The organism is Pseudomonas sp. FSL R10-0399 (assembly GCF_009600165.1).
Classification (GTDB): Bacteria; Pseudomonadota; Gammaproteobacteria; order Pseudomonadales; family Pseudomonadaceae; genus Aquipseudomonas; species Aquipseudomonas helleri.
Genome location: NZ_WIWK01000002.1, coordinates 112,317 through 125,849, shown reverse-complemented (window position 1 = coordinate 125,849; position 13,533 = coordinate 112,317). Strand labels below are relative to the sequence as shown.

Here is a 13,533-nt window from a genome sequence, read left to right as displayed (position 1 = left end):
CTGCGTTCGGCCAGCGTGGTTTAATGGGGCCTTTTAGATCAAGATCAAAAGCAAGATCTAGATCAAAAGATCGCGAGCAAGCTCGCTCCTACAAAGCCTTTAAAATCAATCACTTATTTTATGTTTGATAAGAGGGGCCGCCCCGTCTTCGACGCCGCGCTGTCGCGCAGCAAACTGTTATGTGTCTACTCTTATATTTGCGTGAGGCAGAGACCGTAGCCAGCACTGGTGTGTTTGCACCCGAATAAGAGAGTGGTCCGTACGGTATCGGCGTGGAGTCATTGTCGGCACGGCTTGCCGTGACCACGTATAGGAGAGTGAACCCTTTCGCCACCGTACAACTCGCGCACCAATATTTTTTACTTAAAAAACAATGGGTTATTTCATGTTTGATAGGAGCGAGCTTGTCTCGCGATCTTTTGATCTTTAAAAGATCGCGAGACAAGCTCGCTCCTACAGGGGGCTGGGGTGAGGGCGCTTTTCAGCGCAACCAAGGATTAGCCTGCAAATGCCGCTGCTCAAATTCGCGAATCTGTGCACTGCGCTGCAAGGTGCTGCCTATCGCATCCAGCCCCTTTAACAGTGCGGTTTTGCGCAGGTCGTCGATCTTGAATTCAATCACTGAACCCTCCGCCAGGCGGATGCTTTGCGTGATCAGGTCTATCGTGATTTCAGCCGTTTCGGGCTGGCTGATGAGTCGGCCCAGCGCCTGCACCAGTACGTCTTCCAGGGTGATCACCAGCACGCCGTTGCGCTGGCAGTTGTCATAGAAAATCCCGGCGAAGCTGCTGCCAATCAGTGCGCGGATACCCAACTGTTTCAAGCCCCAGACCGCATGCTCGCGGCTGGAACCACAGCCGAAGTTCGGCCCGGTGACCAGAAAACGCGCGTCTTGCCACGCGGGCTGGTTGAGGATGAACTCAGGGTTTGGCGCGCCCGAGGGCAGAAAGCGCAGGTCGAAAAACACGCCGCGATCCAGCCCGTTGCGATCAATACCTTTAAGAAACTGCTTGGGCATGATCACGTCGGTGTCGATATTGGCGGCGAGCAGGGGCGCGGCCTTGCCGCTGACGGTGGTGAAAGGTTGCATGCTCAGAGTCTCCCGGCAAGTTGGCGAACGTCTGTGAGGTGGCCGGTAATGGCGGCGGCCGCGACCATGGCCGGGCTCATCAGGTGGGTGCGTGCCCCGGCGCCCTGGCGGCCTTCGAAGTTACGGTTGGTGCTGGAGGCGCAGCGGTCGCCGGGGGCGAGCACGTCATCGTTCATGGCCAGGCACATCGAGCAGCCGGACTGGCGCCACTCAAATCCAGCCTCGATAAAGATCGCCGCCAAGCCTTCCGCTTCTGCCTGATCGCGTACTTGGGTGGAGCCAGGAACAATCATGGCGCGTACATGGGCTGCGACCTTATGGCCGCGTACAACGTGGGCCGCGTCGCGTAAATCTTCAATCCGGGCGTTGGTGCAGGAACCGATAAAGGCGTGGCTGATGACCACCTCGTTCAGCGCCATGCCGGGCTCCAGGCCCATGTAGCTCAAGGCGCGACGCATGTCCTGGCGCAAAATTAAATCGCTGACACCCTGCGGGTCAGGCACGGTGCTGCCAATGGTGGCGGCCTGGTCGGGGCTGGTGCCCCAGGTGACCATGGGCTGCAACTCAGTGGCGTCCAGGTGCACTTCTTGATCGAACTGTGCGCCGGGGTCGCTGTACAGCAAGCGCCAGCGGGCCACGGCGCGTTCCCATTGTTCGCCTTGCGGGGCACGCGGCTTGAGTTGCAGGTAGGCGAACACTTTGTCATCGGGGGCCATAAAGGCGCCGCGAGCACCGGCTTCGACGGCCATGTTGCAGATGGTCATGCGCGCTTCGACGCTCAGCGCCTCAATGGTCGAACCGGCAAACTCAATGGCATAACCGCTGGTGCCGGAGGCACCGATCTTGCCAATCAGGGCCATGATCACGTCTTTGGAGGTCAGCCCTGTACCCAGTTCGCCCTCAACAGTGACACGCATGCTTTTCAGGCGTTTATACACCAGGGTCTGGGTGGCCAGCAGGTGCTCGATTTCCGAGGTGCCGATGCCGAATCCAAACGCCCCCAATGCGCCGTAGGTGGTGGTGTGGCTGTCACCGGCGGCGATCACCATGCCGGGCAAGATAAACCCTTGTTCCGGGGCGATGACGTGTTCGATGCCCTGGCGCTTGTCGAGCACATCAAACAGCTCGATGGCGAACTTTTCGCAGTTCTGTTGCAGGTACGACACCTGCAACGCGCCGCCGGCATCGGCCATGGCGGCAACGCGCAACGGCGCGGTCGGGTTCACATGGTCAACCACCGCCAGTGCGGTTTGCGGGCGCCACACATCACGCCCGGCCTCGCGCAAACCGCTGAAGGCTTGCGGGCTGGTGTATTCGTTAATGACCTGACGGTCGATGTAGAGCAAAACATGCCCTTGGTCATCGAGCGCGCACACGGTGTGCGCATCGATGTGCTTGTCATAGAGGGTTTTGGCGTGGGTCATGGGGCAGGCTCGCAGCGAAAGGCATGCGAGCCATCATAAGGACGGGCAGTGCACCATCAATGGCCAGGCAGTGATGGCTCAGATCATGATTCGTGTTGGATGCAAAAAATTGTTGTGGCGCGTGAGCTGTTTTGAAACGGCTAGGGGCTAATTGATTTTTGTGTCACTTCAACCAACTCCTCACCGTCCTTTAGTGCAGCGTCTGGAGCGCTGACAGAACTGCAAAGGCAGATAAGTTAAAATCATATTCACTTTAATTATAGATAACTGTCAGTTCTTACAGGTGTTTGTATTGGTTAAAGCCGCCAAGCTGTCGCAAGTTGTTCTTCGCGCCATTTAGCGTGTTTGCATTTAATCACCTTAAGGTACTGATAATGACAAGATTATTACTGGTAGTTTTAACAGTTTTATTAACAGCGTGCGCCAGCCATGAAGGTGTTAAAACGTCGACGCCTGCTGGGGCATACCAACACTTGAATCGTTTAGGTGAAGAAACCGCAGCGGCATTGACCGAACGTTACAACAACCCGGTCAGTGCATGTCGGCCGCACAATCCCTCCGCCGCATTTGAATGTTCAGGTGTCATCATCAGGGGGACGTCGCCTTCGACCCAGTATCATGCCTGGAACCCCAATCCCAGTGGTAACGGGGTATCGTTCTCGTATTTGCGCAAAGACACAAAGTTTACAAATTTCTACCTGTATAAGAATGGGTTTATCTTATATCCGCGCCTGCTTGCACCTGAAGGTAAAGTCAGTGTGTCCATTTTGTGTTTCTTTCCCCGGGATGGGGCGACGAATGCAAGGGAGGATCAGGGATGCGGTCAAAGTCCAAATCGGCCAACCAGCCGGGAGTGCCAGGTACAAGGTATTAATACGGCTGAACGATGGGTCGAACATTACAATCAATATGGCAGTTATGGCGAAATGTGCGGTTTTAATGTGCGTGAAGCATTAGGTGAAAATGCAACGATTGCGTTTACCGAAGGGCTTAAAGCTCAGCGTTTGGTATTCAACCCTCAACTCTCTAGTCACAATGAGCTGAGAGTCGCCAAGTGGGATCAGGACATAGGTGATGTATTACCACTTCAAGCGTTCTTTTATCTGGACAGTTCAGGCAAGGCTGGCGCGCAATATGACCAACAGGATTTTTTGAAGGAGACGGGCATTCTGGTTCCGATCATTCTCATTAGCTTGCCGGCCAATGACGCGGATCCAGCGACTTTCCGATTTATTCCCGAAGACCAAGCGCCGAGCCTGCACACCCAACGGTGAGTTTATGGGCCGGGTCATGGCTCAGATCATGATTCGTGTTGGATAAGCCCTGTAGGAGCGAGCTCGTCTCACGATCTTTTAAAGGTCAAAAGATCGCGAGACGAGCTCGCTCCTACACGGGGGGTCAGGCCTGCGCGGTCTCGGCAGGTGAAACGATGCTGGTTTTGGCCCCGCGTGAACGGCCTGAACTCAGGTAGGCGGCGATCGATTCCTGGGTCACTTCACCGAGGAACACACGTTCGGCGTCCATCACCGGCAACCAGGAGCGGTTGAACTCGTACATGCGCGACAGCAGGATGCGCAAGTGTTCGTCGTAGGCCGCCGTGGCGTTGAATTCACGCAGGAATTGGCCGCAGGTGCCGGTTTGGCGGTGCAGGTCGCGACGGCGTACATAACCCAATGCCTTGTTGTCGGCGTCGGTGACGACGACATAGCGGCGGTCGAGTTCGTCCATCAGGTCCAGCGCTTCGGCCACCGGGGTTTCCGGGCTCACCGACGGTGCGTTGTCGGCCGCGTCTTCGGCCTTGACCAGCAGCAAGCGCTTGAGCGTGCTGTCCTGGCCGACAAAGTTGCTGACAAAGTCGTCGGCCGGATGCGCGAGCAGGGTGTCCGGGTGGTCCATCTGCAGCAGCTTTCCGCCACGGAAGATGGCGATTTTGTCACCCAGCTTGATCGCTTCGTCGATGTCGTGGCTGACCATGATCACGGTCTTGTTCAGCGCGCGCTGCATCTCGAAAAATTCGTTCTGGATCATTTCGCGGTTGATCGGGTCGACCGCACCGAACGGCTCGTCCATCAACAGCAGCGGTGCGTCGGCCGCGAGGGCGCGGATCACGCCGATACGCTGTTGCTGGCCACCCGACAGCTCACGCGGGTAGCGGTGCAGGTACTGCTTGGGTTCCAGCTTGATCATGCTCATCAGTTCGCGGGCACGGTCATGGCACTTTTGTTTGTCCCAGCCCAGCAGGCGCGGCACCACGGTGATGTTTTCTTCGATGGTCATGTTCGGGAACAGACCGATCTGCTGAATCACGTAACCAATGTTGCGGCGCAGCGTCACCGCGTCGAGGTCGGTGGTGTCTTCGCCGTTGATCAAAATCTTGCCGGAGGTCGGTTTGATCAGACGGTTGATCATCTTCAACGTGGTGCTTTTGCCGCAACCCGATGGCCCGAGGAATACGCAGATTTCGCCTTCGTTGACGGTCAGGCTTACCGAGTCCACGGCCTTGACGTCTTTGCCGTTGCTTTGGAAGGTCTTGCTGAGGTTTTGAAGTTCGATCATTTCAGTAATCCTTTTGGAGTCAACGAGCGTTGCAGCCATTGCAGAAGCAGGTCAGCGACGATGGCCAGAACACTGACCAGGACCGCGCCGACGATCAGCATCGACATGTCGCTGCGGCTGATTGCAGCCAGAATAAGTACACCCAGACCGCCAGCACCGATGGTGGCGGCGATGGTCATGACACCGATGTTCATCACCACGGCGGTGCGCACACCGGCCAGAATCACCGGTACAGCGATGGGCAGTTCAACCATGCGCAGGCGCTGGCCGAAGGTCATGCCGATGCCGCGTGCTGCTTCACGAATACCTGGCTCAACGCCGGTGAGGGCGAGGTAGGTGTTGCGCATGATCGGCAGCAGCGAATACAGGAACACGGCGGTAATAGCGGGCATCGGGCCCAGGCCCTGGCCGAACTTCGAGTAAAACGGCAGCAACAGACCAAACAGCGCAATCGACGGAATGGTCAGCATCACTGTGGCGCTGGCTTGCATGGGGCCTGCCAGCGACGGGAAGCGGGTCATCAGCACGCCCAAGGGCACGCCGACCACAATGGCCAGGGTGACGGCAATACCGACCAGAGTGATGTGCTGCCATGTCAGGTGTGCGACCAGCGACCAGTCCATGTGGGAAAAGGCGTTTAGAAATTCCATGTCTTCTCCTCAGTTGAGTGGATGTTGGCGCAGAAAGTCTGCGGCGACTTTGGACGGGCTTTCGTGGTCAACGTCGACCCGGGCGTTGAGCTGGCGCATGGTTTCGTCGTCCAGCAGGTCAGCCAGCGGCTTGAGTTGCGCTTCGAGGTCCGGGTGCGCATCCAGGAAGGCTTTACGCACCACCGGCGCGGCGGTGTAGTCCGGGAAGTAATGCAGGTCGTCGTCGAGCAACTTGAGGTTGAAGGCGCTCAAGCGACCGTCAGTGGTGTACACCAGCCCTGCAAACACCTGGCCGTTTTTAAGGGCGGTGTAGACCAGGCCTGCGTCCATCTGGCGAATGTTTTTGCGCGTCAGGTCCATGTCGTACAGCTTGACCATGCCTTGCAAACCGTCGGAGCGGTTGGCGAACTCGGTATCAAGTGCCACCAGGGCGTTTTTGTTTTCCGGGTCACGCAGCGCTTTGTCCAGATCGCTGATGGTGTTGATGTCCGGGAACTTTTCAGCCACGTTTTGTGGCAACGCCAGCGCATAGGTGTTGCTGAACTTGGACGGGTGCAGCCAGATCAGGCCCTTTTTCGCATCGACTTCTTTCACGCGGTCGTAGGCGTGATCTTTGTCGAGCTTCTCGGTGATGTGGTTGTAGGCCACCAGCGACACACCGGTGTATTCCCACACCATGTCCAGTTGCCCGGTTTCATGGGCGCTGCGTGCCAGGCTGCTGCCCAGACCGCCGGTTACCTGGGCGTTATAGCCCTTGCTGTTGAGGTACTGGGCGGTGATTTCTGCGAGCAGGGTTTGCTCGGTAAACACCCGCGCACCAATACGGATGGTGGGTTTTTCTGCGGCCTGAACAATTCCTGCGAACAGCAGGATGCAGCCTAATATCAAGCTAATTTTCTTCATGATTATTCCTTTCCTCAGCCCGACCTATGAAGGTCGCAGACCGCGTTCCAACCAGCGGCGGCTGATGAGTATCACCAGGCCGTCGAGCAGCAATGCCAACAGCGCGGTACACGCTGCGCCAAGGATCAATTGCGGCTGATTGTTGAGGGCAATGCCAGGGAAAATCAGACTGCCCAGGCTGTTGGCGCCAATCAGGAAGGCCAGCGGCGCAGTACCGACGTTAATCGCCAGTGCAACCCGCACGCCGCCCATGATGATGGGCACGGCATTGGGCAATTCGACGCGCCACAGCACTTGGCGCGGGGTCATGCCGATACCGACAGCGGCTTCTTTGAGTGAGGCAGGAACGTTTTTCAGGCCTTCGTAGGTGTTGCGCACAATGGGCAGCAACGAGGCGAGAAACAGCGCGAAGATAGCAGGCCCACTGCCGATCCCCAGAAAACCCAGGGCAATGGCCAGTACTGCAAGCGGTGGAACGGTGTTACCGATGTTGAAGACCTGCATGAAACGTTCGGCATGCCCGACCATGTTCGGTCGGCTTAACGCAATGCCAGCGGGTATCCCTACAAGGAGGGCGATAAACATTGAAGCGAGTACGAGGTACAGGTGGGCTTGCAGGTAGAACAACAGATCATCTTGATAGTGTTCGATAGTGCTTATGCCGATCCAGTGGACCAACAGGGCCAGGACCGCGATCACAACCGCGCATCCTATAAGCCCTTTACCATAGCGATTAGCCATAGGCGGACTCCTTTTTTTTCAGTCGGCGGACACATTCCCGTGTGGCAAGGCCATTTATGGCTGCCGGCAATGCGTTCGCGAAGAGCAACAGGTGGGGCGAAATACACCCCAATTGCCTGTCATTAGCGCAGCCTCGTCAGACTAACTTGCTGATAATTCAGCCCCTGACACGTTGTCGTATCAAAGGAATGGACGCCTCCACTGTTTAAAAGGTTCACATTTTTTACGGCACATTGCCACCCTTGTCCGACGAGCAAGGGCGCGAACGGTGGCTGCACGGCCCTGATTTGGGCTATAATCCGCGCCCTTTTTTGAATCAATCGTCAGGCGATTTCCCATGACCCATCAGGCCGCCGAAGTCGCGAAACGCCGCACTTTCGCCATTATTTCCCACCCCGATGCGGGTAAAACCACCATCACCGAGAAGCTCTTGCTGATGGGCAAGGCGATTGCGGTCGCCGGTACGGTGAAATCGCGAAAGTCCGACCGCCATGCCACCTCCGACTGGATGGAAATGGAAAAGCAACGGGGTATTTCGATTACCACGTCGGTCATGCAGTTCCCGTATCGCGACCACATGATCAACCTGCTCGACACCCCGGGCCACGAAGACTTCTCGGAAGACACCTACCGCACATTGACGGCGGTCGACTCGGCGCTGATGGTGCTCGACGGCGGTAAAGGTGTTGAGCCGCGGACCATCGCCCTGATGGACGTTTGCCGCCTGCGTGACACGCCGATCGTCAGCTTTATCAACAAACTCGACCGTGACATTCGTGACCCGATCGAATTGCTCGACGAGATCGAAGCCGTCCTCAAAATCAAGGCAGCGCCGATCACCTGGCCGATTGGTTGCTACCGCGACTTCAAGGGTGTTTACCACCTGGCAGACGACTACATCATCGTCTACACCGCCGGGCACGGTCATGAACGTACCGAAACCAAGATCATCGAAAAGCTTGACTCCGACGAAGCCCGCGCCCATTTGGGTGACGAGTACGATCGTTTTGTCGAACAGCTTGAGCTGGTGCAGGGCGCCTGCCACGAGTTCAACCAGCAGGAGTTCCTAGACGGTCAATTGACCCCGGTGTTCTTCGGTACGGCGTTGGGCAACTTCGGTGTCGACCACGTGCTGGACGCGGTGGTTGACTGGGCTCCGATGCCGCTGGCCCGTGTGGCCAACGAGCGTGTGGTTGAGCCGGTTGAAGAAAAATTCAGCGGCTTCGTGTTCAAGATCCAGGCGAACATGGACCCTAAACACCGCGACCGTATCGCCTTTATGCGCATTTGCTCGGGCAAGTACGAAAAGGGCATGAAGATGCGCCACGCGCGTACTGGCAAAGACGTGCGCATCGGCGATGCACTCACGTTCTTCTCCTCCGAGCGTGAACAGCTCGAAGAAGCCTACGCGGGCGACATCATCGGTTTGCACAACCACGGCACCATCCAGATCGGTGACACCTTCACCGAGGGTGAAAACCTCAGCTTCACCGGTATCCCGCACTTCGCCCCGGAACTGTTCCGTCGCGTGCGTCTGCGCGATCCGCTCAAGTCCAAGCAGTTGCGCCAAGGCTTGCAGCAGCTGGCCGAAGAGGGCGCCACCCAGGTGTTCTTCCCGGAGCGCAGTAACGACATCATTCTGGGCGCCGTCGGTGTGCTGCAGTTCGACGTGGTCGCGAGCCGCCTGAAAGAAGAATACAAAGTGGAATGCTCCTACGAGCCAATCACTGTGTACTCCGCGCGCTGGATCGACAGCAGCGATAAAAAGAAGATGGAAGAGTTCAGCAACAAGGCCGTTGAAAACCTGGCCGTCGATGGCGGCGGACACCTGACTTACCTGGCCCCGACCCGCGTCAACCTGGCGTTGATGGAAGAGCGTTGGCCAGAAATCAGCTTCCGCGCAACGCGTGAGCACCACTAAGCGCTCCGGCGTTTACGGGTTAAAAAAGCGAAGCCTTCGGGCTTCGCTTTTTTTATGCCTGGCTATTCCAAACAGGTCTATCGCCCGCTTTAAGTGGTGTTGGTGTTGCTGACGGCCAGGACGGCAGCTCTGGCGATGACAGCAGCGATGCCGACGATGGCGACAGCCAGACATAAACCCTGACTGGTCACTTAACTCTGTGGGAGCGGGCTTGCTCGCGATAGTCGTTAACGATGACGCGTTTTGCCGAATAAATGAGGCGCTCTAAAGGCCATCGCGAGCAAGCCCGCTCCCACCCTTTTTAAGTGAATTGCATTGGCGCCTACAGCCAGGGTTTTGCGCTACGCCTGCAAAAACAGCTCCGCATGATGGCAAGCCACTTGCCGATTATCCAGCACACGCAATGACGGCTCATGAGTGCTGCAAAACTCGGTCGCGTACGCGCAGCGCTTGTGGAAGGCGCAACCAGAGGGCGGGTTGAGCGGGTTGGGCAGTTCTCCGGCGATTTTGATTTTCGGCTTGAGCGGGTCCGGGTGGATGGTCGGGGTCGCCGACAATAGCGCCTGGGTGTAAGGGTGCAGCGGCCGGGTGTAGATTTCTTCTTTGGGGCCCATTTCTACCGGGCGGCCCAGGTACATCACCAAGACTTCGTCGGCCACATGCCGCACCACCGCCAGGTTGTGCGAGATGAAGACGTAAGCGGTGTTGAACTCTTGCTGCAAGTCCATGAACAGGTTGAGCACCTGGGCCTGAATCGACACGTCGAGGGCTGAGGTCGGCTCATCGGCCACCAACACTTTGGGTTGCAGCATCATGGCCCGAGCCAGGGCGATGCGCTGGCGCTGGCCACCCGAGAACATGTGCGGGTAGCGGTGGTAATGCTCAGGGCGCAAGCCGACCTGTTTCATCATGGCCTGGACTTTTTCACGGCGTTCGCTGGCGCTCAGGGCGGTGTTGATCAGCAGCGGCTCGGCCAGTTGGTCACCGACCTTTTGCCGTGGGTTGAGTGAGGCGTAGGGGCTCTGGAAGACCATCTGCACGTCTTTGCGCAGTTGTTTGCGTTCGGCCTTGTTGGCGCCTGCCACTTCTTGCCCGGCTATTTTCAATGAGCCCGAGGAGGGCTCTTCGATCAAGGTCAGGGCGCGGGCGAGGGTTGATTTGCCGCAGCCGGATTCACCGACCACGGCCAGGGTTTTTCCGGCTTCAAGTTCAAAAGACACACCGTTGAGCGCACGGACCACGGCATGGCCTTTGAACAGGCCGCGGGACACTTCGTAATGGCGGGTCAGATCACGGGCAGTCAGAACAACAGTCATTACGCCACCTCCTGGTTCAAGGGGAAGAAGCAGCGCACCTGGCTGTGAGCTTTGGGTTCAAGGGCCGGGCGTTGCTGGCGGCAGGTGTCTTGCACGTACGGGCAGCGCGGGGACAGCAAGCAGCCCTGCGGGCGGTCGTAACGGCCGGGGACGATGCCGGGCAAGGTCGCCAACCGCGCAGCGCCCATACTGTGTTCCGGGATGGCCGCCAGCAATGCTTCGCTGTACGGGTGCGCCGGGACGTCAAACAGCCCCGGCACGTTGCCGACTTCGACCGCTTGGCCTGCGTACATCACGCACACGCGCTGTGCGGTTTCGGCGACCACGGCGAGGTCATGGGTAATCAGCACCAGGGCCATGTCCTGCTCGCGTTGCAGGTTGAGCAGCAAATCCATGATCTGCGCCTGAATGGTCACGTCGAGCGCGGTGGTCGGTTCGTCAGCGATCAGCAGTTTGGGTTCGGCGGCGATGGCCATGGCGATCGCAACACGCTGGCTCATGCCCCCCGACAACTGGTGTGGATAAGCCTGCATACGGCTGGCCGCTGCGGGGATTTCGACTTTTTCGAGCAGTTCGATGGCGCGTTTACGGGCGTCTTTTTTCGACATCTTGAGGTGCAGGCGCAGCACTTCTTCAATCTGGAAACCCACGGTGTAGCTGGGGTTCAAGGCGGTCATCGGGTCTTGAAAGACCATCGCCATGTCTTTGCCGACCACTTGCCGGCGTTGACGCGGGCTGAGGGTCAGCATGTTTTTGCCGTCGAAGTTCAGGGCGTCGGCGGTGACAATGCCGGGGGCTTCGATCAGGCCCATCAGCGCCATCATGGTCACGGACTTGCCCGACCCCGATTCACCGACGATGGCCAGTACTTCGCCTTTATCCACAGACAGGCTCAAACCATCGACAACCGGCACGGCGTTGGCGTCGCCAAAACGAACGTTGAGATTCTTGATTTCTAGCAGTGACATGGGAATCTCCTCAGGCGGCGTTTTTGAGTTTCGGGTCCAGCGCATCGCGCAGACCGTCGCCCATCAGGTTGATTGCCAGCACGCTGAGCAAAATAGCCAGGCCGGGCAGACTCACCACCCACCAGGCACGTTCGATGTAGTCACGGGCCGAGGCGAGCATGGTGCCCCACTCGGGCGTTGGCGGTTGCACGCCCAACCCCAGAAACCCCAGGGCAGCGGCGTCGAGGATCGCTGACGAGAAGCTCAAGGTTGCCTGTACGATCAGCGGCGCCATGCAGTTGGGCAGCACGGTGATAAACATCAGGCGCGGCAAGCTGGCACCGGCCAGGCGTGCAGCGGTGACGTAGTCGCGGTTCAGCTCGCCCATCACGGCGGCGCGGGTCAGGCGTACGTAGGACGGCAGCGAGACCACGGCAATCGCGATCACGGTGTTGATCAGGCCAGGGCCGAGGATGGCGACAATCGCCACCGCCAGCAGCAACGACGGCAAGGCCAGCATGATGTCCATTAAACGCATGATGCTCGGGCCCAGCAGGCGCGGGAAGAACCCGGCGAACAGGCCAAGGATCACCCCCGGAATCAGCGAAATCACCACCGATGACAAGCCGATTAACAGTGACAGGCGCGAACCTGCGATCAGGCGCGAGAGCATGTCCCGGCCCAGTTCGTCGGTGCCCAGCAAAAATTGCCAGTTGCCGCCTTCCAGCCACACCGGCGGGGTGAGCAAGAAATCGCGGTATTGCTCGCTCGGGTTATGCGGGGCGACCCACGGGGCAAACACCGCGCAGAACACGATGAGGCTCATGAACATCAGGCCCGCCACTGCGCCTTTGTTTTTCGCGAAGGCGTGCCAGAACTCTTTGTACGGGGAGGGATAAAGCAGGCTTTGATCCACTTCAGTGCTATTGGTCGAGGTACTCATGGTCAGGATCTCAGCGCTGGTGACGGATGCGTGGGTTGGCAAAGCCGTAGAGGATGTCCACCACGAAGTTGACCAGAATCACCAGGCAGGCGATTAGCAGGATGCCGTTTTGCACCACGGGATAGTCCCGGGCGCCAATGGCTTCGATCAGCCATTTACCGATACCGGGCCACGAGAAAATGGTTTCGGTGAGCACGGCACCGGCCAGCAGGGTGCCGACTTGCAGGCCGACCACGGTCAGCACCGGGATCAGCGCGTTGCGCAGGCCGTGCACGAACACCACCCGGGCAGGCGACAGGCCTTTGGCGCGGGCGGTGCGGATGTAGTCTTCGCGCAGCACTTCGAGCATCGAAGAACGGGTCATGCGCGCAATCACCGCCAGGGGGATGGTGCCCAGCACGATGGCGGGCAGGATGATGTGGTGCAGCGCATCCCAGAACGCTTCGGGTTCGTCGCTAAGCAAGGTGTCGATGAGCATGAAGCCGGTTTTCGGCTCGATGTCATAGAGCAGGTCGATGCGCCCGGAAACCGGGGTCCAGCCCAGGCCCACGGAGAAGAACATGATCAGGATCAGGCCCCACCAGAAGATCGGCATCGAATACCCCGCGAGGGAAATGCCCATCACCCCGTGGTCAAACAGTGAGCCGCGCTTGAGGGCTGCAATGACACCGGCCAGCAAGCCGAAAATGCCCGCGAACAATAGCGCCGCACCCGCCAGCTCAAGGGTGGCGGGGAACAGCGCAGTGAATTCGGTCCACACGCTTTCACGGGTGCGCAAGGATTCGCCGAGGTCGCCGTGGGCGAGTTTGCCGACGTAATCAAAATATTGCTCATAGAGCGGTTTGTTCAGGCCCAGACGTTCCATGGCTTGAGCGTGCATTTCGGGGTCGACGCGACGCTCGCCCATCATGACTTCGACCGGATCGCCGGGGATCATGCGAATCAGGGCGAAGGTGAGCAAGGTGACGCCGAAAAACGTAGGGATCAACAGCCCTATTCGGCGGGCAATAAAACTAAACATCGTGTGGTGTTCCTCATCAGC

The 13,533-nt window shown here is 58.3% G+C and carries 12 protein-coding genes; 2 read left to right on the top strand and 10 right to left on the bottom strand.

Features of this window, described 5'->3' with window-relative positions; translation table 11 throughout:
- Nucleotides 1-481: 481 nt before the first annotated feature.
- Nucleotides 482-1,096: a 3-isopropylmalate dehydratase small subunit gene (gene leuD / locus GHO41_RS01235; protein WP_048367277.1), complete on the bottom strand. Its 615-nt coding sequence runs from the start codon at nt 1,094-1,096 to the stop codon at nt 482-484.
- A complete protein-coding gene (leuC, locus tag GHO41_RS01230; RefSeq protein ID WP_153432690.1) occupies nt 1,093-2,514 on the bottom strand; it encodes a 3-isopropylmalate dehydratase large subunit in 1,422 nt (473 codons plus the stop codon). The genes leuD and leuC overlap by 4 nt, the downstream gene beginning before the upstream one ends.
- A gap of 374 nt (nt 2,515-2,888) precedes the next feature.
- Between leuC and GHO41_RS01225 the strand changes: the two genes are divergently transcribed.
- Nucleotides 2,889-3,788, top strand: a complete 900-nt coding sequence (locus tag GHO41_RS01225) for a hypothetical protein (RefSeq protein WP_153432688.1) — start codon at nt 2,889-2,891, stop codon at nt 3,786-3,788.
- A gap of 124 nt (nt 3,789-3,912) precedes the next feature.
- On the opposite strand, the gene GHO41_RS01220 is transcribed toward GHO41_RS01225, so the two are convergent.
- Genes GHO41_RS01220 through GHO41_RS01205 form a run of 4 tightly spaced genes read right to left on the bottom strand, consistent with a single transcriptional unit; the run spans nt 3,913 to nt 7,364 of the window.
- The gene (locus GHO41_RS01220) at nt 3,913-5,070 is read right to left on the bottom strand and encodes a betaine/proline/choline family ABC transporter ATP-binding protein (protein WP_153432686.1); all 1,158 of its coding nucleotides are present in this window, start codon (nt 5,068-5,070) and stop codon (nt 3,913-3,915) included.
- The gene (locus GHO41_RS01215) at nt 5,067-5,720 is read right to left on the bottom strand and encodes an ABC transporter permease (RefSeq protein WP_048367265.1); all 654 of its coding nucleotides are present in this window, start codon (nt 5,718-5,720) and stop codon (nt 5,067-5,069) included. The genes GHO41_RS01220 and GHO41_RS01215 overlap by 4 nt, the downstream gene beginning before the upstream one ends.
- Nucleotides 5,721-5,729: 9 nt before the next feature.
- Complete coding sequence (locus GHO41_RS01210; RefSeq protein ID WP_048367264.1) at nt 5,730-6,623, bottom strand: glycine betaine ABC transporter substrate-binding protein; 894 nt, start codon at nt 6,621-6,623, stop codon at nt 5,730-5,732.
- Between the two features lie 24 nt (nt 6,624-6,647).
- A complete protein-coding gene (locus GHO41_RS01205) occupies nt 6,648-7,364 on the bottom strand; it encodes an ABC transporter permease (RefSeq protein ID WP_048367262.1) in 717 nt (238 codons plus the stop codon).
- Nucleotides 7,365-7,701: 337 nt separating this feature from the next.
- Between GHO41_RS01205 and GHO41_RS01200 the strand changes: the two genes are divergently transcribed.
- The gene (locus GHO41_RS01200) at nt 7,702-9,285 is read left to right on the top strand and encodes a peptide chain release factor 3 (protein ID WP_048367260.1); all 1,584 of its coding nucleotides are present in this window, start codon (nt 7,702-7,704) and stop codon (nt 9,283-9,285) included.
- Nucleotides 9,286-9,626: 341 nt separating this feature from the next.
- Here the strand turns inward: GHO41_RS01200 and GHO41_RS01195 are convergent, their stop codons facing one another.
- The 4 genes from GHO41_RS01195 to GHO41_RS01180 are packed head-to-tail and all read right to left on the bottom strand — an operon-like array spanning nt 9,627 to nt 13,512.
- Nucleotides 9,627-10,601 carry a peptide ABC transporter ATP-binding protein gene (locus GHO41_RS01195; RefSeq protein ID WP_048367259.1) on the bottom strand — a complete coding sequence of 325 codons (975 nt, stop codon included), beginning with the start codon at nt 10,599-10,601 and terminating at the stop codon, nt 9,627-9,629.
- Nucleotides 10,601-11,569, bottom strand: a complete 969-nt coding sequence (locus GHO41_RS01190) for an ABC transporter ATP-binding protein (protein ID WP_153328544.1) — start codon at nt 11,567-11,569, stop codon at nt 10,601-10,603. The genes GHO41_RS01195 and GHO41_RS01190 overlap by 1 nt, the downstream gene beginning before the upstream one ends.
- A gap of 10 nt (nt 11,570-11,579) precedes the next feature.
- Nucleotides 11,580-12,491, bottom strand: coding sequence for an ABC transporter permease subunit (locus GHO41_RS01185; RefSeq protein ID WP_048391413.1), 912 nt, complete (start codon nt 12,489-12,491; stop codon nt 11,580-11,582).
- A 10-nt stretch (nt 12,492-12,501) separates the two neighbouring features.
- Nucleotides 12,502-13,512 carry an ABC transporter permease subunit gene (locus GHO41_RS01180; protein ID WP_048367255.1) on the bottom strand — a complete coding sequence of 337 codons (1,011 nt, stop codon included), beginning with the start codon at nt 13,510-13,512 and terminating at the stop codon, nt 12,502-12,504.
- Nucleotides 13,513-13,533 lie beyond the last annotated feature (21 nt).